This is a genomic window from Phytohabitans flavus (genome assembly GCF_011764545.1).
Classification (GTDB): domain Bacteria; phylum Actinomycetota; class Actinomycetes; order Mycobacteriales; family Micromonosporaceae; genus Phytohabitans; species Phytohabitans flavus.
The window spans coordinates 9,507,044-9,527,971 of the sequence record NZ_AP022870.1 but is presented as its reverse complement, the minus strand read 5'-3'; the positions used below and the strand labels follow the sequence as shown (position 1 = coordinate 9,527,971).

Annotated in this window: 19 protein-coding genes and 2 pseudogenes; 15 read left to right on the top strand and 6 right to left on the bottom strand. The window is 70.6% G+C overall.

Annotated elements, in window-relative coordinates; all coding sequences use genetic code 11:
* The first annotated feature begins 12 nt into the window (after nt 1-12).
* The 4 genes and pseudogenes from pknB to bfr all read left to right on the top strand — a co-directional run bounded on the left by pknB (nt 13) and on the right by bfr (nt 3,651).
* On the top strand, nt 13-1,968 hold the full coding sequence (gene pknB / locus Pflav_RS42415) for a Stk1 family PASTA domain-containing Ser/Thr kinase (protein WP_173042086.1): 1,956 nt from the start codon (nt 13-15) through the stop codon (nt 1,966-1,968).
* Nucleotides 1,955-2,865, top strand: a pseudogene (locus Pflav_RS42410) (deoxyribonuclease IV). Before pknB ends, Pflav_RS42410 begins: the two are co-directional and overlap by 14 nt.
* 57 nt (nt 2,866-2,922) lie before the next feature.
* Complete coding sequence (locus Pflav_RS42405) at nt 2,923-3,114, top strand: (2Fe-2S)-binding protein (protein ID WP_173042085.1); 192 nt, start codon at nt 2,923-2,925, stop codon at nt 3,112-3,114.
* Between the two features lie 54 nt (nt 3,115-3,168).
* On the top strand, nt 3,169-3,651 hold the full coding sequence (bfr, locus tag Pflav_RS42400) for a bacterioferritin (protein WP_173042084.1): 483 nt from the start codon (nt 3,169-3,171) through the stop codon (nt 3,649-3,651).
* A gap of 9 nt (nt 3,652-3,660) precedes the next feature.
* Here the strand turns inward: bfr and Pflav_RS47005 are convergent, their stop codons facing one another.
* The 5 genes from Pflav_RS47005 to Pflav_RS42380 all read right to left on the bottom strand — a co-directional run bounded on the left by Pflav_RS47005 (nt 3,661) and on the right by Pflav_RS42380 (nt 9,017).
* On the bottom strand, nt 3,661-3,834 hold the full coding sequence (locus Pflav_RS47005) for an SRPBCC family protein (RefSeq protein WP_232072569.1): 174 nt from the start codon (nt 3,832-3,834) through the stop codon (nt 3,661-3,663).
* Nucleotides 3,835-3,848: 14 nt separating this feature from the next.
* A complete protein-coding gene (locus Pflav_RS47000; protein ID WP_232072568.1) occupies nt 3,849-4,193 on the bottom strand; it encodes an SRPBCC domain-containing protein in 345 nt (114 codons plus the stop codon).
* A 1,460-nt stretch (nt 4,194-5,653) separates the two neighbouring features.
* Nucleotides 5,654-6,688, bottom strand: a complete 1,035-nt coding sequence (locus tag Pflav_RS42390) for a threonine aldolase family protein (RefSeq protein WP_173042083.1) — start codon at nt 6,686-6,688, stop codon at nt 5,654-5,656.
* Complete coding sequence (locus Pflav_RS42385) at nt 6,681-8,072, bottom strand: class II 3-deoxy-7-phosphoheptulonate synthase (protein ID WP_173042082.1); 1,392 nt, start codon at nt 8,070-8,072, stop codon at nt 6,681-6,683. The genes Pflav_RS42390 and Pflav_RS42385 overlap by 8 nt, the downstream gene beginning before the upstream one ends.
* 159 nt (nt 8,073-8,231) lie before the next feature.
* Nucleotides 8,232-9,017: a DUF6807 domain-containing protein gene (locus tag Pflav_RS42380; protein WP_332107847.1), complete on the bottom strand. Its 786-nt coding sequence runs from the start codon at nt 9,015-9,017 to the stop codon at nt 8,232-8,234.
* Nucleotides 9,018-9,076: 59 nt separating this feature from the next.
* On the opposite strand from Pflav_RS42380, the pseudogene Pflav_RS48275 reads away from it, so the two are divergent.
* The 7 genes and pseudogenes from Pflav_RS48275 (at nt 9,077) to Pflav_RS42350 (ending at nt 16,173) form a co-directional block, all read left to right on the top strand.
* Nucleotides 9,077-10,155: pseudogene (locus Pflav_RS48275) on the top strand (LacI family DNA-binding transcriptional regulator).
* An 86-nt stretch (nt 10,156-10,241) separates the two neighbouring features.
* A complete protein-coding gene (locus Pflav_RS42370) occupies nt 10,242-10,586 on the top strand; it encodes an L-rhamnose mutarotase (RefSeq protein WP_173042080.1) in 345 nt (114 codons plus the stop codon).
* Nucleotides 10,579-11,328, top strand: coding sequence for a TIM barrel protein (locus Pflav_RS46985; RefSeq protein ID WP_232072564.1), 750 nt, complete (start codon nt 10,579-10,581; stop codon nt 11,326-11,328). Before Pflav_RS42370 ends, Pflav_RS46985 begins: the two co-directional genes overlap by 8 nt.
* Nucleotides 11,253-11,738 carry a hypothetical protein gene (locus Pflav_RS46980; protein ID WP_232072562.1) on the top strand — a complete coding sequence of 162 codons (486 nt, stop codon included), beginning with the start codon at nt 11,253-11,255 and terminating at the stop codon, nt 11,736-11,738. The genes Pflav_RS46985 and Pflav_RS46980 overlap by 76 nt, the downstream gene beginning before the upstream one ends.
* 4 nt (nt 11,739-11,742) lie before the next feature.
* Entirely contained in the window at nt 11,743-13,854 is a 2,112-nt protein-coding gene (locus tag Pflav_RS42360; protein ID WP_173042079.1) for a bifunctional aldolase/short-chain dehydrogenase, read from the top strand.
* A complete protein-coding gene (locus Pflav_RS42355) occupies nt 13,851-15,290 on the top strand; it encodes a rhamnulokinase (protein WP_173042078.1) in 1,440 nt (479 codons plus the stop codon). Before Pflav_RS42360 ends, Pflav_RS42355 begins: the two co-directional genes overlap by 4 nt.
* A gap of 586 nt (nt 15,291-15,876) precedes the next feature.
* Entirely contained in the window at nt 15,877-16,173 is a 297-nt protein-coding gene (locus Pflav_RS42350) for a carbohydrate-binding protein (protein WP_173042077.1), read from the top strand.
* On the opposite strand, the gene Pflav_RS42345 is transcribed toward Pflav_RS42350, so the two are convergent.
* Entirely contained in the window at nt 16,162-17,301 is a 1,140-nt protein-coding gene (locus tag Pflav_RS42345) for a Glu/Leu/Phe/Val dehydrogenase dimerization domain-containing protein (RefSeq protein WP_197938881.1), read from the bottom strand. The genes Pflav_RS42350 and Pflav_RS42345 overlap by 12 nt on opposite strands.
* A 105-nt stretch (nt 17,302-17,406) precedes the next feature.
* On the opposite strand from Pflav_RS42345, the gene Pflav_RS42340 reads away from it, so the two are divergent.
* The 4 genes from Pflav_RS42340 to fsxC all read left to right on the top strand — a co-directional run bounded on the left by Pflav_RS42340 (nt 17,407) and on the right by fsxC (nt 20,876).
* Nucleotides 17,407-18,054: a class I SAM-dependent methyltransferase gene (locus tag Pflav_RS42340; RefSeq protein ID WP_173042076.1), complete on the top strand. Its 648-nt coding sequence runs from the start codon at nt 17,407-17,409 to the stop codon at nt 18,052-18,054.
* A 50-nt stretch (nt 18,055-18,104) separates the two neighbouring features.
* Nucleotides 18,105-18,350, top strand: coding sequence for a hypothetical protein (locus Pflav_RS42335; RefSeq protein ID WP_173042075.1), 246 nt, complete (start codon nt 18,105-18,107; stop codon nt 18,348-18,350).
* A gap of 14 nt (nt 18,351-18,364) precedes the next feature.
* Nucleotides 18,365-19,528: an FxsB family cyclophane-forming radical SAM/SPASM peptide maturase gene (locus Pflav_RS42330; RefSeq protein ID WP_173042074.1), complete on the top strand. Its 1,164-nt coding sequence runs from the start codon at nt 18,365-18,367 to the stop codon at nt 19,526-19,528.
* 157 nt (nt 19,529-19,685) lie between these two features.
* The gene (gene fsxC / locus Pflav_RS42325) at nt 19,686-20,876 is read left to right on the top strand and encodes an FxsC protein (protein WP_173042073.1); all 1,191 of its coding nucleotides are present in this window, start codon (nt 19,686-19,688) and stop codon (nt 20,874-20,876) included.
* Nucleotides 20,877-20,928: the final 52 nt, after the last annotated feature.

The window sequence follows — 20,928 nt, the reverse complement described above, 5'->3', positions numbered from 1 at the left end:
GACTGCCTGCCGATGGAGATACAGGTCGCCGACACGCTATTGGGCACGCTGGTCGACGGGCGCTACCGCATCCGCGGTCGAGTCGCCCGTGGTGGCATGGCGACCGTATACATGGGCGTCGACGAGCGTCTGGAGCGCACGGTCGCTCTCAAGATCATCAACCCCGCCCAGGTACGGGAGTCACGGTTCGTCGAACGGTTCACCGACGAAGCCAAGACCATCGCGCTGCTCACCCACCCCAACGTGGTGGCCGTCTATGACCAGGGCACTCATGGCGGCCTGCCGTACCTCGTGATGGAGTACGTGCGGGGCCGCACCCTGCGCGACGTGCTGGCCGAGCGCCGCCGGCTCAACCCCGGCGAGGCGCTGGCCATCCTTGAGCAGATGCTCTCCGCGATCGCCGCCGCGCACCGGGCCGGTCTCGTGCACCGTGACGTCAAGCCGGAAAACGTGCTCGTCGCCGAGGCGCCGAGCGGCGGCTCCGGCAATCTTGTCGACAGTGTCGTCAAGGTCGCCGACTTCGGGCTGGCCCGGGCGGTGGAGGCGAGCGCCGACGACGAGGCCGGCGGCCAGCTGATGGCCACGGTGGCGTACGTGGCGCCCGAACTCGTCACCAACGGTCACGCCGACGCCCGCACGGATGTGTACTCGGCGGGCATCGTGCTCTTCGAGATGCTGACCGGCCGCGTGCCGTACGACGGGGACAAGCCGGTCGAGGTCGCCTGGCAGCACGTCGACCGGGACGTGCCGCCGCCCTCGACCATCGTCCACAACCTGCCCGAGGCGCTCGACGACCTTGTCGCCCGAGCCACCCGGCGCGACCCGGGCGCCCGGCCGACCGACGCCGGCGCGCTGCTCGCCGAGGTGCAGCAGGTCCGCGACGACCTGGGCAACTCCGCCAACGCGAGCACCGCCGTCCTGCACCAGGTGGCCCAGCCGACCCAGGTCGTCGCCTCGGTCTCGCCGGCCGAGCGCCCCTCCTGGGCCCGGCTGCCCGACCAGAAGACCCCGCCGCCGCGCCGCCGCCGCGCCGCCGAGCCACCCGACGACGGCACCGGGGGGCGGCTGGGCAGCGCCCGCCAGCGGCTGCTCGGCGATCCCCGCGCCCGGCTGGCGGTCGTGGCCGCCGCGGCGGTCCTGTTGCTGCTCGCGGTGATCGGCATCTGGTGGGCCGGCTTCGGTCGGTACACCGTCGCCCCGGAACTCGTCAGCATGACCAAGGCCGAGGCGGAGGCGCGGGCCACGAGCGGCGGTTTCGAGATCCGGTACGCGGACGGCAGGTACGACGAAGAGATCGCCAAGGACGTCGTGCTCGCCCAGGACCCGCCGTCGACGTCACGGATCGTCAAGGGCGGCGTGCTCACGCTGACCCTCTCGCTCGGCGCGGAGCGCTACGAGGTCCCCGACGTGGTCGGCAAGGACCTCGCCCAGGCCACGGCCGACCTGGAGGGTGCCAAGCTGGTCCTCAAGGAGGGCCCGGCCAGGTTCGACGACCGGCTTCCCAAGGGCATCGTCCTGGCCGCCGACCCGAAGCCCGGCACGGAGGTCAAGCCCGGGACCACGGTGACCGTGACGGTCAGCAAGGGCCGCGCACCCATCACCGTGCCCGAGGTCGTCGGCAAGAACATCAACGACGCCCGCGCCCAGCTCCAGGGGCTCGGCCTGGTGGTCGTCGAGCAGTACAAGGACGACAACCGGGCCAAGGACGAGGTGATCGGGCAGACCCCGGCCAGCGGCTCCGGCGTGGAGCAGGGTGCGGAGATCAAGCTCGAGGTCAGCAAGGGCCCGCCGCAGGTCATCGTCTCCCGGGTCATCGACCTCCCGTGCCAGCAGGGCAAGCAGCAGCTTGAGGCGCAGGGCCTGCGGGTACGCGTCGACTTCAACCCGAACGGCTTCGTGAAGGTCCAGAACCCGGCGGAGAACACCCCTGTCGCGCCCGGCACCGAGGTCGTCATTGGCTGCTTCTAGGCGGCGTGGTGGTGCGGCCGCCGGGTCCGCGCCCAGCGCGCGGCGGCCGGTCGGCTCGCACACTCCCACCGCCGGTGGGCTGGCCAAGGCCGCCCTGCCGTACGTGGACGGCGCCGAGTCCGAGGTCGCCCAGGTGTACGTCTCCAACTCGCGGGGCTGGGCGCTGCCGCCTGGTGACCCGGCGCAGGACGAGGCGTTCCTGGCCGGGTGCGCCGTGCGCGGGCTGTCCGCGTACATCCACGCGTCCCTGCTGGTCAACCTCGGCTCGCCGACGGCCGCCACGGTCGAGCGGTCGGCGGACACGCTGGCGCACGCACTGACCCGGGGCGCGGCCATCGGCGCCACCGGGGTTGTCTTCCACTCCGGCAGCGCGGTCGACGAGGGCCACGCCGAGGTGGCGATGAAGCAGGTCCGCGAGGTGCTGCTCCCCTGCTCGACCGGGCTGCCGCGACCGGCGGGCCGAAGCTGCTGGTCGAGCCGACCGCGGGCGGCGGACGCTCGCTGGCCTCGCGGGTGGAGCACCTGGCGCCGTACCTGGACGCGGTCGACCACCACCCGTGGCTCGGCGTCTGTTTCGACACCTGCCACGCCTGGGCGGCCGGGCACGACCTCGCCGCGCCGGGCGGCATGACGGCGACGCTCGACGCGCTGGTGGCGACGGTGGGCCAGGACCGGCTGTGGCTCGTACACGCCAACGACTCACGCGACGCGTGCGGCTCCACCCGCGACCGGCACGAGACGATCGGCAAGGGCATGATCGGCGAGGCCGCATTCGGCGAGCTGATGCGCCACCCGGCGACCGCGGGAGTGCCCGTCGTCGTGGAAACGCCCACCGAGGGATATGTGGGCCACGCCTCGGACATCGCGGCCCTCAAGAGCCTGCGCCCCCTTGCGTGACCCTTCATTTTTAGGGCAACCTTACTGAGGTCAGGCTAACCACAGTAAGGGCTGTCTATGTACGTCTGCATCTGCGCCCGTGTCCGCGAGGGCGAGGTCCGCGCCGCCATCCGGCTGGGGGCATGCTCCGAGGAGTCCGTGGGCGACGCGTGCGGCGCCGGCACTGGCTGTGGCACCTGCCTCGACCGCATCTGTGACCTGATCGACGAGGAGAACTCCGCCGACACGCTCCTACCGCTGGCTGCCTGACCTGCGCAGGGGCGTAGGCTCACCCCACAGAATCATCAGTGGGGGTCTTCGAGCATGCAAGGCGACGCTCGCGTCATCGAGTTTCTCAATGAGCAGTTGACCGCGGAGCTGACCGCGATCAACCAGTACTTCCTGCACGCCAAGATGCAGGAAAACTGGGGGTACACGAAGCTCGCCAAGCACACCAAGCACGAGTCGATCGACGAGATGCGGCATGCCGAGGTGCTGACCGAGCGGATCCTCTTCCTGGAGGGCCTGCCCAACTACCAGAAGCTCTTCGCGCTCCGGATCGGCGAGACCGTCAAGGAGCAGTTCGACTGCGACATGAAGGTCGAGCTGGAGGCGGTCGACCGGCTCCGCCGGGGCATCGAGTACATGCGGTCGATCGGCGACGTGACCTCGGCGAACATCTTCGAGGGCATCCTCGCCGACGAGGAGCACCACATCGACTACCTTGAGACCCAGCTCGGACTCCTCGAGACGATGGGCGAGGCGCTCTACCTGCAAAACGTGACCGAGCACCCCGACCCCTCGTAGGTCCCCCGCTCAGTCCAGGTCGAGCCGCTCCGCGTAGCCGTCGCGCAGCTCCTCCCAGCCGAACTCCTTCGCCTCGTCAGCCACGATCGATCCGATCGGGCGACCGTCGAGCAGCAGGTCGGCCACGTCGAGGCAGATGTGCCAGCCGGCCGCGACCATGGACAGCCAGGTGCGGTCGCGCACGGTGTGCCGCAGCGTCAGCCGGGTCCCTCCCCGGTCGGCTCCAGCTCCCAGCGCAGCAGGTCACCACCCCAGTCGTAGACCAGCAGCGCCGGCGGCTCGACCCGCAGCACCTCAGCCGGCCCATCCTCGGGCCGCTCCCCGCCCAGCATCGTGAACGTAGCGGCACCCGCGCCCCCGAGGTCACGGTCCGGCACGAACGGCGCCCACTCGCGCAACTGCTCCGGCTCCACGAGCGCACCCCACACCTTCTCCCGCGGGTGCCGGAAGTCACGGATGAACACAAGCGTCCAGCGGTCGCCCTCACCCCGCTCGGCGGCAGCGTCGACCGGCGGTCCAGGCTTGTAGTCGGCTCTCTCCATAAGCCCATATTCCCCACGCGGCATATACCTGTCAAGGCAAGCGCACCGCCGCACCCGAAGGCGCGCCCGGTCAACACAGACCACCAAGACGCCCCGGCCGCCACCACCACCACCGACCGGCCGCCGCGTCGCGATGCGCCACACCCTCCAGAGACATTGAGCTACCGCGATGTCCGCGGTGGTCCAGACCGCCGCTCCCGCGGCCTCACCCTCCGCTTAAGTCGATCATGAATCAGGCCCATCCTGGCCGCCCTGATGCGCCCCAAGGACCCGGCCGTACCTGACACTCGGTGCGGCCTCGGAGAATGCCCAGGTCATCGCCTTGATCACTTAGGCCAAGTGGCATTGGGTCAAGACCGCCGCTCCCGCAGCCTCGCCCCCCGCGGTTCCACAACCCAAACCCTCGGCTGGCATCGCCAGCGGTGAGGCCTCGACCCATCCGCGCCGATCAGAGCCAGTCGAATCGTGAACGCTCGACCGGCGCCGCACCCGGACGCTATCCGGCAGATCGTGGTATTTAGCTGTGGTTATAGAGCCTGGCGCGTAATTGGGCACAGGCTCGATGTCAATCCCGCCGCGAGCGGCTGGAATTCGCCAGGCATCGACGCGCAGGCACCATCGGTTGCCGGGTTTGCCCCATATATTCTTTTGCGAATGTAGATCTAGAACGTCTTGTGTGCTATATCGACCCTAAACGTTCTAGATCTACTTCGATCCGACCGCAACGACCAAGCTGGCGGACTTGACGAACAGCGCACCGCCAATTACGCGCCAGGCTCTATAGCGACAGCTAAATACCACGATCGCTGGCGCGCTCCGACTGACATGCGGACAAACCAGCTAAAGCGCCCAACCTGACGTGTCGCTGTGGCCAAGCCCGCGAGATCTAGTCGACTTCCTGTCGTCCTGGCGGCAGAAAGTCGACTAGATCCAGAACTCTGCGGCAATGCCGCGACACGGGCGGCGAAAATCGGACCTGATCGCGGTGCTGAGGCGCCGAGGCGACCACGCGGCGGCCCCGTCTGGTCAGCGGCCGGGTGAGTAGGCAGTGCCGGAACCACAGCACGGTGCCCGCCCCGGTCGGTCGGGGCGGGCGCATCAGTGCGCCCAGCTCCAGAGCCCCGCAGGCCCGAAGGCCCACCGCCGGTCTGGCGGATGCCCGCAGGCGGGGTGCCGCCCCGATCGGTCGAGGCGGGCGCATCAGTGCGCCCAGCTCCAGAGCCCCGCAGGCCCGAAGGCCCACCGCCGGTCTGGCGGATGCCCGCAGGCGGGGTGCCGCCCCGATCGGTCGAGGCAGGCGCATCAGTGCGCCCAGCTCCAGAGCCCCGCCGGCCCGCCGCCGGGCTGGCGGATGCCCGCGGGCGGGGTGGGGTTGTGAAACAGCGGAGGGTGAGGCCGCGGGAGCAGCGGTCTGGACCACGACGGGCGTCGCGGTAGCTCGGGGCTGTCTCTCTCTTGTTTCAGCCCTTGAGGATGCGGACCAGGACGTCGATGGCGCGGTCGATGCTGGCGTCGTCGAGGTCTAGGTGGGTGACCAGGCGCACGCGGCGGGCGCTCAGCACGGAGACGAGGACGCCGCCGTCGCGGGCTGCCGCGTCGAGTGCGGGTGCGTCGAGCGGGGCGTTGGTCAGATCGAGGACCACCATGTTGGTACGGACGGAGCCGCTCACCACGCCGAACGGCGCCAGGGCGTCCGCGAGCCGGGCCGCCCGCGCGTGGTCGTCGGCGAGGCGCTCGATGTGGTTGGCGATCGCGTACCGGCCGGCCGCGCCGAGCACCCCGGCCTGGCGCATGCCGCCGCCCAGCCGCTTGCGGATGACCCGCCCCTCGGCGATCCGCTCGGCGCTGCCCACGACCAGCGAGCCCGCCGGCGTGCCGAGGCCCTTGGAGAGGCAGACCGAGAGCGTCTCGAAGAGCGCGCCGTAGCTGGACAGCGGCACCCCATCGGCCACGTGCGCGTTCCAGATGCGGGCGCCGTCGCAGTGCAGGGCCAAGCCGGCCTCGTCGGCGATCTGCCGCAGCCGCTCGAGCGTGGCGAGCGGGATGACCTCGCCGCCCGCGCGGTTGTGCGTCTGCTCGACGGCGATCGCCTCGGTGGCCACCACGTAGGGTCCGCGCGGACGGATCATCGCGGCGACCACGTCCGGGTCGAGGCTGCCGCCGGCGGCCGGCCAGGTGCGGGTGGAGATGCCGCCGAGCGCGGCGGCGGCCCCCATCTCGTACGTCACGATGTGCGCGTCGGCGTCGCACAGCAGCTCGCTGGCGCGCGGGGCGACCAGCTGGAGCGCGATCTGGTTGGCCATCGAGCCGGTCGGCGCGAAGAGCGCGGCCTCGTGCCCGAAGAGCGCGGCGACCTCGGCCTCCAGCGCGTTGACGCTCGGGTCCTCGCCATACACGTCGTCGCCCAGCTCGGCCTCGGTGATGGCCTGCCACATCCCGGGCGTGGGCTTCGTAACGGTGTCCGACCGCAGGTCGACCGGCTTCGTCTCAGCCACGGAGCATCTCCGCCACGAGGAAGGCCAGCTCCAGCGACTGCTGGGTGTTGAGGCGGGGGTCACATGCCGTCTCGTACCGGTCGGGCAGGTGCACGTCCTCGATCGCCTGCGCACCGCCGAGGCACTCGGTGACGTCCTCGCCGGTCAGCTCGATGTGCATGCCGCCCGGGTGGGTGTTGAGGTTGCGGTGCACCTCGAAGTAGCCGAGCACCTCGTCCACGATCCGGTCGAAGTGGCGCGTCTTGTACCCGTTGGACGACTCCACCGTGTTGCCGTGCATCGGATCGCACTGCCACACCACCTTGGCGCCGCTCGCGGTCACCTTTTCCACGATCGGCGGGAGCGCGTCGCGCACCTTGTGGTTGCCCATCCGGGAGACGAGCGTGAGGCGGCCCGGAATGTTTTCCGGGTTGAGCTTCTCGCACAGCTCGATCGCCTGCTCCGGCGTGGTGGTCGGGCCGAGCTTGACGCCGATCGGGTTGGCCAGCCGCGACACGAAGTCGACGTGCGCCCCGTCGAGCTGCCGGGTGCGCTCGCCCACCCACAGGAAGTGCGCGGACAGCCCGTACGCCTGGCCGCTGGCGACCCGGGTGAGCGCCCGGTCGTACTCCAGCGCCAGCGCCTCGTGCGAGCAGTAGAGCGTGACGGTGCGCAGCGCGTCGTCGTCGGTCATCCCGCACGCCTGGATGAAGGCGAGCGCCCGGTCGATCTCGCGGGCGATCGCCTCGTACCGCTCACCGGCCGGCGAGGCCCGGACGAAGTCCTTGTTCCAGTCGTGGACGGCGTGCAGGTCGGCCAGACCGCCGTTCAGGTACGCCCGGAGCATGTTCATCGCGGCGGCCGAGTTCGCATACGCCCGGATCATCCGCTGCGGATCCGCCACTCGGGCCTCGGGCGTGGCCTCAAGCGAGTTGATCATGTCGCCCCGGTAGGAGGGCAGCCCCAGCGCATCCGTCATCGCCGACCGTGGCTTGGTGTACTGCCCGGCGACGCGCGCCACCTTCACGACGGGGAGCGACGCCCCATATGTGAGTACGACCGCCATCTGGAGCAGCGTGCGCGCGTTCGCCGACAGGTGGCTGTCCGTATTGTCAGCGAACGTCTCCGCACAGTCACCACCCTGCAACAGGAACGCCTCGCCGGCCGCCACGAGCGCCAGTCGCTCCCGCAACTGGTCCACCTCGTAGGGGGCGACGATCGGCGGCACGTTGTCGAGCACGCCGCACACCTCGTCGACCGCGGCCACGTCCGGCCAAGGCGGCGTCTGCGCTCGCGGCAGCGTCCGCCAATGATCAAGGCCCAACGCCCTGACCTCGGGAGAGTCGTCGGTCGGGCGTCCGATTTCGAGCCCGGGATTACGTACCTGGTGCCACTCCTGGCGCATGTCTGAGAGCCTACGGCGCACCCTGACCACCCTGTCAGCCACCCAGTCCGTCATCCCATCCCGTGCGCACGTCGCGTGGGCGGGCCGCGGGCCGGAGGAGCTGGCCGCCTGCCACACGGGTGACCCCGGCGCCGCCGTCCAGGTCCCACGGAGGGTGATTTATTGAATGGTTTCACGGTCGAGAGTGCCGTCCGCGACCAGCACCCGGTACCGCCGGCTCAGCGTGCCGCCCGCCGGGATGACGAGCGGACGCTCCCACGCCAGGGCGGCGCACACGCCCGGATAGCCGGCCGCCCGCACGAACCAGCGGTCATCGCCGTCGAGCCCCGAGAAGACGAGGGTGTACCCCGTACCCCGCACCGCCAGCCACGGATCGGCACTGCCGTTGCACTTCTCCTCGCCTTCCACTGTGGACGTGAATACCTCGGGCTCGCCCGGGACCAAGCGCCAGAAGAAGCCGCCGTAGCCCGCGCCGCCGGGGCGACCATTTGTGGCCGGGCTGCCCAGGCTGACGTCACCCCCAGCCGGGGCCGTGAGCGTGAAGGCGAAGTCGAGCGTCCAGCCCAGCGGCGCCGGCGACGCCACGAGCGTGCGCTCCTCCACCAGCAGGGTCTCCCCCGCCGGATCCAGCCACAGCAGCCGCTCCGCCAGCCGCGACCCGTCGCCGTCGGCCGGCGCGAGCCACGACTCGTGGGCGATGCGGCCATGGTCATCCAGCCAGGTGTATCCCGCGTCGCGTACGTAGGTGCGGCCACCCCAGAGGTTGGTGCCGTCCACGTCCTGCACGGCCACGCTCACGCCCAGGTGCCAGCGGTGATCCTCGGGCAGCACGTCGGTCACGGTCGTCCCGCCCAGCGTGCGCACCGGGTGCAGGTACGGCCGGGGCCCGTGCTTCGGGTCGACGTCGGGCTCGACGACGTAGTCCGCGACAACGCGTCCGGCCACCCGCAAATCCGCCATGTCGCCCCTGGAAAGCGCTTGCCCTCGGTTGTGACAGACTGCTCATGGCACACTGCCGTGTCAAGAGGCAGCGGGCAGAGGGGAGTGCACGGGTGGCCGGACCAGCGGTCAGCATCCGCGATGTGGCCAATCACGCGGGAGTGTCTGTCGGCACCGTGTCCAATGTGCTCAACCGCCCCGACATCGTCGCCAACGCCACCCGCACCCGCGTCCTCGCCGCCATCACCGAACTCGGCTTCGTCCCCAACGACGCCGCCCGCCAACTACGCCGCGGCCGCGGCCGCACCCTCGGCCTCGTCGTCCTCGACGTCGCCAACCCCTTCTTCACCGACGTCGCCAAAGGCGTCGAAGACACCACCAGCACCGCCGGCATGCCCGTCATCTTCTGCAACAGCGACGGCAACCAAAACAAAGAAAACGCCTACCTCGACCTCCTCGAAGAACAACGCGTCCAAGGCGTCCTCATCACCCCATCGACGACGCCAGCCAACGACTCCACCGCCTCCGCGACCGGGGTGTACTCGTGGTCCTGCTCGACCGGCGGTCGCGGCAGGCCGACCTCTGCTCGGTCTCCGTGGACGACAGGTTGGGCGGCGAGCTCGCCATGCGCCACCTCATCGAGAGCGGGCACCGCCGCATCGCCTTCGTCGCCGGACCACACCGCCTCGAACAGGTCCGCGACCGGCACGACGGCGTCCGCCAAGCGCTCGAGGACGCCGGCCTGAGCGAGGACGAGCACCTCCGGCAGTACGAGACGCCGGCGCTCACGGTCGCGGCCGGCCGGGACGCCGCCGCCCGCATCCTCGGCCAACCCAAGAACTCACGAGCCACCGCCGTCTTCTGCGCCAACGACCTCCTCGCACTCGGCGTCCTCCAAGTACTCACCCGCCAACAAATACGCGTACCCGACGACATCGCACTCGTCGGCTACGACGACATCGAATTCGCCGCAGCCGCAGCCGTACCACTCTCCTCCGTACGCCAACCCCGCCAACGCCTCGGCCAAACCGCCGCAGAACTACTCCTCGACGAAGCCAACAACCCCCAAACCCACCAACACCAACAAGTCATCTTCGAACCCGAACTCGTCGTACGGGAGTCGAGCCAGTTCACCCGTCCTTGACATGCGCACAACGGCGCTCGTATGTTGAGGCCACCGCTTGAAACGGTTCACAAACCACCCGGAAGCAGCGAACGGGAGTAGCGAACGTGCGACGTGTCTGCTTCATCCTTCGGGTCAAGCCGGACCGGCTCGCGGAGTACCGGGAGCGCCACGCCGCCGTGTGGCCGGACATGCTCCGCGCCCTCCGCGACGCCGGCTGGCACGACTACTCGCTCTTCCTGCACGACGACGGCCTGCTCGTCGGCCACTTCCACACCGAAGACCTCGCGGCCTCGCTCGCCGCGATGGAGCGCACCGCCGTCAACGCGCGCTGGCAGGCCGAGATGGCGCCGTTCTTCGAAGACCTCGGCGGCCGCCGGCCGGACGAGGGCTTCACCGAACTGGACGAGATCTTCAACCTCAAAGCCCAACTGGAGGCCCTCCATGACTGATGCGGTACGCGCGGCGTTGCGAGCCCAGCGGATCGAGTTGCCGTCGTGGGCCTTTGGCAACTCCGGGACGCGGTTCAAGGTGTTCGCGCAGGCAGGGGTGCCCCGGACCCCGTACGAGAAGATCGAGGACGCGGCCCAGGTGCACCGGTACACGGGTGTCGCGCCGACGGTCGCGTTGCACATCCCGTGGGACAAGGTCGACGACTACACCCACCTGGCGGCGTTCGCCAAGGAGCATGGCGTCGGGCTGGGCACGATCAACGCGAACGTGTTCCAGGACAACGACTACATGCTCGGCTCGGTCACCAACCCGGACCCGGACGTGCGCCGCAAGGCCACCGACCACCTGCTCGAATGCGTGGACATCGCCGCCGCGGTCGGGGTGCGGGATGTGAAGCTGTGGTTCTCCGACGGCACCAACTACCCCGGCCAGGACAGCATCCGCGCCCGCCAGGACCGCCTGGCCGAAGCGCTCCAGCAGACGTATGACGCGTTGGGCGAGGACCAGCGGCTGCTGCTGGAGTACAAGCTGTTCGAGCCGGCTTTCTACACCACCGACGTGCCGGACTGGGGCACCGCGTACGTGCACTGCCTGCGCCTGGGGCCTAAGGCGCAGGTGGTGATCGACACCGGCCACCACGCCCGGGTACCAACATCGAGTTCATCGTGGCGCTGCTGCTACGCGAGGCGAAGCTGGGCGCGTTCGACTTCAACTCCCGCTTCTACGCCGACGACGACCTGATGGTCGGGGCGGCGGACCCGTTCCAGCTGTTCCGGATCATGCACGAGATCGTCTCGGCCGACGCGCTCAAGGTCGAGGCGGGGATCGCGTTCATGCTCGACCAGTGCCACAACATCGAGCCCAAGATCCCGGCCCAGATCCGCTCGGTGATGAACGTCCAAGAGGCGACCGCCAAGGCGTTGCTGGTCAACCGGGACGCGCTCGCCGAAGCCCAGCAGGCCGGTGACGTGCTCGGCGCCAACGCCGTCTTCATGGACGCCTACAACACCGACGTCCGGCCGCTGCTGGCCGAAGTACGGCAGGAGATGGGCCTGGACCCCGACCCGGTCACCGCGTACCGCCGGTCGGGATACGCAGACAAGATCGTCGCCGAGCGGGTCGGCGGCCAGCAAGCCGGATGGGGAGCCTGAACTCGTGTCCACGGTTGACGACCTGATCGCCCGCTCGAACCGGCTCGGCGCCGACCGCCGGAACACCAACTACGCCGGCGGCAACACCTCCGCCAAGGGCACCGACACCGACCCGGTCACCGGAGCGCCGGTCGACCTTTTGTGGGTCAAGGGCTCCGGCGGCGACCTCGGGACGCTGACCCCGGGCGGTCTCGCGGTGCTGCGGCTGGACCGGCTGCGCGCCCTGGTGGACGTGTACCCGGGTAGCCCCGGCGTCGCGAGCCCTGAGCGCGAGGACGAGATGGTGGCCGCGTTCGACTACTGCCTGCACGGGCGGGGCGGGGCGGCACCCTCGATCGACACCGCGATGCACGGCCTTGTGGAGGCGGCGCACGTGGACCACCTGCACCCCGACGCGGGCATCGCGTTCGCGACCGCGGCCGACGGCGAGGCGCTGACCAAGGAGTGCTTCGGCGACCGGGTGGCGTGGGTGCCCTGGCGCCGCCCCGGCTTCCAGCTCGGCCTCGACATCGCCGCCGTCAAACAAGCCAACCCCCGCGCGATCGGCGTGATCCTCGGCGGTCACGGCATCACCGCGTGGGGCGGCACCAGCGAGGAGTGCGAGGCAAACTCGCTGGAGATCATCCGCAGCGCCCAGGCCTTCATCGACGAACGCGGGCGCCCCGAGCCGTTCGGACCGATCGTCGAGGGGTACCAGGCGCTGCCCGAGGCCGAGCGGCACGCCCGCGCCGCCGCGCTCGCCCCGGTCATCCGCGGCCTCGCCAGCACCGACCGGCGGCAGGTCGGCCACTACACCGGCAGCGACGTGGTGCTGGACTTCCTGGCCCGCGCCGAGCACCCCCGCCTGGCCGCGCTCGGCACGTCCTGCCCAGACCACTTCCTGCGCACCAAGGTCCGCCCGCTCGTCCTCGACCTGCCGCCCACCGCGCCCCTCGACGAGACGATCAACCGGCTCAGGCAGCTGCACGCCCAGTACCGGGCCGAGTACGCCGCCTACTACACGCAGTACGCGACGCCGGACAGCCCGCCGATGCGCGGCGCCGACCCGGCGATCGTGCTGGTCCCCGGCGTCGGCATGTTCTCGTACGGCGCCAACAAGCAGACCGCCCGCGTGGCCGGCGAGTTCTACGTCAACGCCGTCAACGTGATGCGCGGCGCCGAGGCAATCTCCAGCTACCGGCCGATCGACGAGGCGGAGAAGTTCCGCATCGAGTACTGGGCGCTGGAAGAGGCCAAGCTCCAGCGCATGCCCAAGCCGAAGCCCCTCGCCACGCGGATCGCCCTGGTCACCGGCGGCGGCTCGGGCATCGGCCGGGCGATCGCGCACCGGCTCGCCGCCGAGGGCGCCTGCGTGGTCGTCGCGGACCGCAACGCCGACGGCGCGGCCGCCGTCGCCGCAGAACTCAACGCGGCCACGTCCGCGCCGCCATCGGGGGCGAGCGCCGCGGCGGCGGACGCAGCCAGAACCTGGGGTACCGACGTCGCAGTACCGGTGACAGTCGACGTCACCGACACGGCGGCCGTCCAGCGGGCCCTACAGCAGACGGTCCTCGCGTTCGGCGGGATCGACCTGGTGGTCAACAATGCCGGGCTCTCGATCTCGAAGCCGCTGCTGGAGACCACCGACGGCGACTGGGACATCCAGCACGGCGTGATGGCGCGCGGCTCGTTCGTGGTCTCGCGGGAGGCCGCGCGGGCGCTGATCGACCAGGGCATGGGTGGCGACATCGTCTACATCGCCAGCAAGAACAGCGTCTTCGCCGGCCCCAACAACGTGGCCTACAGCGCCGCTAAAGCAGACCAAGCCCATCAGGTACGGCTGCTCGCCGCCGAGCTTGGCGCGCACGGCATCCGGGTCAACGGCGTCAACCCCGACGGCGTCGTACGCGGCTCCGGCATCTTCTCCAGCGGGTGGGGTGCCCAGCGCGCGGCGACGTACGGGGTGCCGGAGGAGGAGCTCGGCGCGTACTACGCCAAGCGCACGCTGCTCAAGCTGGAGGTGCTGCCCGAGCACGTGGCCAACGCGGTCTTCGCGCTCACCGCCGGCGACCTGACCCACACCACCGGGCTGCACGTGCCGGTCGACGCCGGCGTCGCGGCCGCGTTCCTGCGATGACCCGGCGGGCCACCGTCGCGGCCGTCGACCTGGGCGCGGCGAGCGGTCGGGTCATGGTGGCCGGTGTATCGCCCGACGGCGTGGCGCTGGCGGAGGCGCACCGCTTCGGCAACGGCCCGGTACGGCTGCTCGACACGCTGCACTGGGACGCACTCCGGCTGTACGCGGAGGTGCTGGCCGGGCTGCGCGCGGCCGTGGCCGAGCACCCCGACCTGGCGAGCGTGGGCATCGACTCGTGGGCGGTGGACTACGGCCTGCTCGACCGCGACGGCGCGCTGCTCGGCAACCCGGTGCACTACCGGGACGGGCGTACCGACGGCGTGATGGACGCGGTGGTCGCGAAGCTCGGTGCCGAGTGGCTGTACGCGACGACCGGCCTGCAACTGCTCCCCTTCAACACGCTCTTCCAGCTCGCCGCCGCCGCGGACACACCGGCCGTGGCGGCGGCCGAGCGGATGCTGCTGATCCCGGACCTGCTCTCCTACTGGCTCACCGGCGTCGCCGGTACCGAGGTCACCAACGCCTCCACGACCCAGCTGCTCGACGTGCGTACCCGCGAATGGTCCGCCGAACTTGTCGCCCGCGCCGGCCTGCCGGCGCGTCTCCTCGGCGAGCTGCGACGGCCTGGCGACCCGGCCGGCGTTGTGCGAGACATGGGCCTGCCCGTGACGGCGGTCGGCTCGCACGACACCGCCTCCGCGGTGGTCGCGGTGCCGGCGGAGAGCGAGCGGTTCGCCTACATCTCCTGCGGTACGTGGTCACTCGTCGGCGTCGAGCTGCCCGAGCCGGTGCTCAGCGCGGCGAGCCGCGAGGCCAACTTCACCAACGAAGCCGGCGTCGACGGCACGGTCCGCTACCTGCGCAACGTGATGGGGCTCTGGGTCCTCCAGGAGTCGATGCGCGCGTGGGGCGCCCTGGACGTGGCCAAACTGCTGGCTGGCGCCGCCCGCGAGCCGGCACTCGGCACGCTCGTCGACGTGGACGACCCGGCCTTCCTGCCGCCGGGCGACATGCCGGGCCGGATCGCGGCCGCGTGCGTGGCGAGCGGGCAGCCGGTGCCGGTGTCGCCGGCCGCGTTCACACGGTGCATTGTGGACAGTCTGGCGCTCGCGCACCGCCGCGCCGTGCGGCAGGCGTCCGCGCTCTCCGGACGCGACGTCGACGCGGTACACATCGTGGGCGGCGGCGCACGGAACGCGTTGCTCTGCCAGCTCACCGCCGACGCCTGCGGGCTGCCCGTGGTGGCCGGCCCGGTCGAGGCCACCGCGCTCGGCAACGCGCTCGTGCAGGCGCGCGCGCTCGGCGTGGTACACGGCGGGTTGGCGGACCTGCGGGCTCTGCTGCGGCGCACTCAGGAGCTGCGGTTTTACAAGCCGGAAGCCGGCGCGGAGGCGGCGTGGCAGGCGGCCGAGGCGCGGGTACACCCCTCCCGCTGAGCCGCACCACAGCTCGCGTACCCTCACGCTGGCGGCGTCGGCCGACCTCGATTAATCCATAGTGGACTGAGGGGCGCGTCGTGGGGGAAGCGGGCAACGAGGAGACCGCGGAGTTGCGCGCCCTCGATCCCCCGACCCAGCAGCTGCCCACGCTGATCCCGGCGATGGCGCCCGTACCCCTGGATGCCGCGTCGCACGAGCCGCGCCTGGCCCGGCGGTGGCGTTGGCCGCTGCTGGCGATGGCCGCCGCGGCGCTGGCGAGCATCCCGATCGCCTTGTTCGCCACGTCCGACGGGCCGGACCCGGCGCAGGGGCAGATGGCACCGCCCCGATGGCCACCCGCGGCGAATGCGGTGCCGACGTCGTGGTCACCGACCACCGCCGCGCCCTCACCCTCCGAGGTGGCCGTGGCGCCGCCCCCGCCACTCCCGCCGGTCGAGGAGGCTCCCTCCAAGCAGGTCGCGCCAAGTCCGTCGCCGACCCCCTCCCCTACCCCCACCCCCGTGTCGTACGAGGCGGAGGCGCCCGGCAATCGCCTGAGGGCCGCACAGCACCGCGCGAGCTGGCCGGCGCCTCGGGCGGGACCGTGGTCGGCTGGGTCGGCGAGGGCCGCGACAACACGCTGGAGTTCACCGGCGTCACCGTGGCGACGGACGGGCGGTACGAGGTGACGGTCCACTACGTCACCAGCGACCGCCGTACCGCCGCCGTCGAGGTGAACGGTGGCTTCGCGCAGTTCCTGGAGTTCCCTGCCACGGGCAGCTGGGACCGGATCGGCTCGGTGAAGGTCACGCTGACGCTGCGGGCCGGCGCGAACACGATCGAGTTCGGCAACCGGCGAAACTGGGCGCCGGACTTCGACCGCCTGACGCTAACGGGGTAGCTCGGCCGCGCGTTCGTTCGCCATTGCCAGCGCGGCGGCCCGGGGGGAGCCGCCGGTACCGGCCGCGCGGTCGAGCATTTCGTGCAGCAGCGCGCGCAGCGTGGTCGAGATCTTGGCGAAGGCGGCCTCCGCGGTCGGCGCGATGTCGCCGAACAGGGTCCACCACCACCAGGCGTTCGTCGCCACGTTGGCCACGAAGTCGGGGATCACCGGCACGCCTCGGTGGGTGAGCGCCGCCTCGGCCCCAGGCGTGGTCGGTATGTTCGCCGCCTCCACAACCAGCCGCGCCCGGATCGAGTCGGCGTTGGCCTCGGTGAGCGCGTACGAAACCGCCGCCGGCACAAGGATCTCCGCCTCGACCGCCAGCCACTCCTCCCGCGGCAGCTCCCGGTCGGCGGGCCGTAGCGCGCGCCGGTCCACCCGCCCGTACCGGTCCCGGGTGCGCAGCAGCGCCTCCACGTCGAGCCCGTCTGGATGCCACATGACGCCGAGCACGTCGCAGATCCCCACCACCGGCACGCCGGCCCGCGCCAGGTACCGCGCGGTGGCGCCGCCCATCGAGCCAAAGCCCTGCACGACCGCCCTCGCCCCGCCGGCCCGCAGGCCCATCCGCTCGGCGGCGGCCAGCGTCACCTCCGCGACGCCGTAGCCGCCGACAAGGTCCGCGAGGCTTACCCCGTCCAGGTCGACCGCGAAGCCGGCCCGCACCCGTTCGAGCGCCGCGGCCGGGTCCGGCACAAGCCGCAGCGCGGCGTCGACGGTCGAGCGCAGCCCCGCCTCGATCGCCACCTCCTCCAGCATGTCCTGCCGGACGCCGAGGTCCTCTCCCGCCGACCAGTACGCCTGGAGCAGCGGCTTCATCGCGGCGACGTACCGCGCCATCACCCCTCGCGCGCCTGGGTCCTGCGGCGCGCAGTCGATGCCGCCCTTTCCACCGCCGAACGGGACGTAGGCGTCGCCCGGGGAGTAGACGACCGCCTCCTTGAGGGTCATCCCGCGGGCGAGATCGCGCACCTCGTCGAGCGTGCAGCCCTCGCGCATCCGCAGGCCCCCGCTGGCCGCACCGCGTACCAGCCGGTCGATGACGAGGTAGCCGTGCTTGCCGGTGACCTCGTCGGTCCACGTCACTTCCAGAAAGCTATCCCGACTCGCCACTCAGTCAGCGTGACCGGACCGAACGGTCAACTGAGTCGGACACTGGTCAGCAAAACGGTCAATATTAGGATTCGACGGGTGACCGACTCTCGCGGCTTCGTCCGCGCGCACACCCGACTCTCTCCGGTACCACTGGTCCCCGAGATCCTCCTCTACCAGGCGGACGAGGCGATCGCCCTGTGGGAAGAGACGGAGACCGAGGCAGCCACGCGGCAGCCCCCGCCCTTCTGGGCGTTCGCGTGGGCCGGCGGGCAGGCCCTGGCCCGCTACGTGCTGGATAACCCGGCGCTGGTCGGCGGGCGTCGCGTGCTGGACCTGGCAGCCGGCTCGGGCCTTGTCGCGGTCGCCGCCGCCAAGGCTGGTGCCACCACCGTGACCGCGGTCGACATCGACCCGCTGTCGCTGGCCGCGGTCGCCGCCAACGCCTCCGCGAACGCCGTGACGGTGGCCGCGGTCGAACGAGACATCCTCGACAGCGCCCCCGACGCCGACGTGGTCCTGGCCGGCGACGTCTTCTACAGCCGCGAGATGGCACAGCGGATGATGGCGTATTTCCAGCGTGCCGCCGATGGCGGCGCGACGGTGCTGGTCGGCGACCCGGGACGGGCGTACCTGCCCCGGTCGGAGGCGCTGCGGGAGGTGGCGGCGTACGAGGTCCCGGTAGTGGCGACGCTGGAGGACGCCAACGTCAAGCACACCACGGTCTGGGCGATTGAGGCCGTATAGGCACAGCATGAAGGCATGTATGCGTGGCCGCCGATACGAGGTACATTCGAATGCACGATACCGACACCGTCGTGGTATCCCTTCGCACGTTTCCGCCGGGAGGGCGACGAATGTTGGCAGACAACACGATGGACGTGATCTCCAGGATTCCGGCGCTCGACTCTCTCGGTGATGTTCCCCCAGGAGTGCTCCGCACGGTCGTCGAAGAAGTGGCCGCGGCCGCCAGGCTCGCGGACGACACCGAGGCGCAGTTCCAGAACTACATCGGTGATTTGCGCGGCCGCATGTCGCCGTAAGCCGCGTAAGCCGCATGACTTCCACGGGGCACCAGGTCACGCCGTTTCGCCAGGTGCTGCTCAAGATTCATAGCCGCTGCAATCTGTCCTGCGACCACTGCTACATGTACCAGCACGCGGACCAGAGCTGGCGGCACCGCCCGATGGTGATGTCCAAACGGATCATCGACCAGACCGCGGCCCGGATCGGCGAGCACGCCAACGACCACCAATTGCGATCCGTCACGGTGATCCTGCACGGTGGCGAGCCGTTGTTGGCCGGCGCCCACACGATCGACTACACAGCCCGCGCGATCCGGCGGGCCGTCCCGTCCGGCACAAGAGTCATGTACGGCCTCCAGACCAACGGGCTGCTGCTGGACGACCGGTTCCTGGACCTGTTCGCCCAGCACGACATCACGGTCGGCGTGAGCCTCGACGGGCCGTCGGAGGCGAACGACCGCCACCGGCGGTACGCGGACGGGCGCGGCAGCCACGTCGGCGTGGTGCCCGCCCTGGAGCTGCTGCAAAGCCCCCGCTACCGCCAGATCTACGGCGGGATCCTCTGCACAGTGGACCTGGAGAACGATCCGGTCGAGGTGTACCAGCACCTGCTGGAGTTCCGGCCGCCCGAGATCGACCTGCTGCTGCCACACGGCAACTGGACCAAGCCGCCGGCGGGACGCCCCGACGACCAGACCCTCACGCCGTACGCCGAATGGCTGATAGCGGTGTTCGACAGGTGGTACGGCGCACCACAGCGAGCCACCCGGATACGCCTGTTCGAGTCGATCATGTCGTTGCTGCTCGGCGGCCGGAGCGGTACGGAGGCGGTCGGCCTCGGCAAGGTGGATCTCGTGACGATCGAGACCGACGGATCGATCGAGCAGGGCGACGCGCTCAAGACCACCGCCCAGGGCATGGCCGCCACGGGACTGCACGTGGTCCACGACTCCTTCGACCAGGCGCTGGCGCATCCGGCGATCCAGGCCCGCCAGATCGGCGCCGAAGGCCTGTCCGAGGTCTGCCAGCGCTGCCCGATCGTGAAGATCTGCGGAGGCGGGCTGTACGCACACCGCTACCGCGTAGATAACGGTTTCCTCAACCCTTCGGTCTATTCGGCGGACCTGTTTCGCTTGATCCACTACATCGCTGGGCGAATGGCCGCTGACCTTGACATGAAGGTTGGGCGTCTTTGACGGGTTCCCGAGCGGCGCGGAGGTGCTGTACTAATAGACAGATCGGGTGGGGTCGACACGCAGGCCAGTGTCGTGTCCGTGCGTGCATTGCCCGCCGCCGGGCAAGGATGTTCTCACCAGAGCCGGCCACGCAGGGCAGCGGCTGGGAAGGGGGCACATGCGGCACTTCTTCCTCAGCTACTCGCCCGGAGACGACGACCTCTACGTGGCCCGCTTCTTCCGCGACCTGTCCAACGCGGTGCGCGTCCTCCTGGGCGACGCGTCAGACCGCGAGGTCGGTTTTCTCGATAACGGCACCGCCAACGACCGCTGGCCGAGCGAGATCCGCAACGAGCTGGCCACCTGCCAGACGCTCGTGGTGCTCTGCTCCGCCAAGCTCTTCCTCGACGAGCGCTGCGGCCGGGTCTGGACGGTGTTCAGCGACCGCCTCCGGGCGTATGAAGCCGAGACCGGGAGGGTCGCGCCGGCCCTGATCCCGGTGGTGTGGTCGAGCCGCGACCTGCCGGCGGACATCGAGGCCGCGGACGGGGTAAACGCCCCGGCCCAGCCGTCTCCCTTCGAAGACGTGTGCGTGCTGATCCGGCTACAGAGCTACCGCCCGGCGTATGAGGAGTTCGTGGCCGGCCTGGCCCGGCGGGTGGTGGAGACCAACCAGGCTCATCGGATCCCCAAGGCACCCCCCAATGTGGACCTCCGGACGGCGAGAAACGCGTTCGAGGTCTTGCAGCGTCAGGGGCGCGGGGCCCGCGGCCCGCAGTACGTGCACTTCGTCATCGCGGCCGGTACCCGCGAGGAGATGCGCCCGGTGCGGCAGGACGTCGACTTCTACGGCGAGCGGCAGGAAGACTGGTCGCCGTACCGCCCGTCGGCCGCCCAGTCGCTGGCCGCGCGGGCACGGGCGGTCGCCGCGGACCGTTTGTTCGGGTCGGAGGTGGTCCCGATCGGCGCGCTGGGCGAGCGGATCGCCGGCGCCCGCGAGCGCAACGAGATCGTGGTCGTGCTGCTCGACTCCTGGGTCGTCGGGCTGGAGCCCTTCCGGAAGGCGCTGGCCAGCTTCGACTCCGCCGACAAGTCCCCGGTCGCGGTCCTGGTCCCGGCGAGCCGGGACGATGCCGAGACAAGCGGTCGCCGGGCCGATCTCCGCGGCGGCGTCATGAAGCTGTTCCCGCACTGCGCACAGCGTCGCGACACGCTTTTCCGCACCGAGATAGAAACGCCGGCAGGGTTCGACGACGATCTCGCGGCCACCCTCGAGGAGGCGCAAAACCGCATTTTTGCCAAGGGACGCATATTCCGGCAGCCGGTCAGCGGGCCGGCAAACGCGAGACCCATCCTCGAAGGCCCTTGACCAATGGCGTCACCCTCGATCTTGAGTCACCTCTGACAGGCAGCCCCTCCTA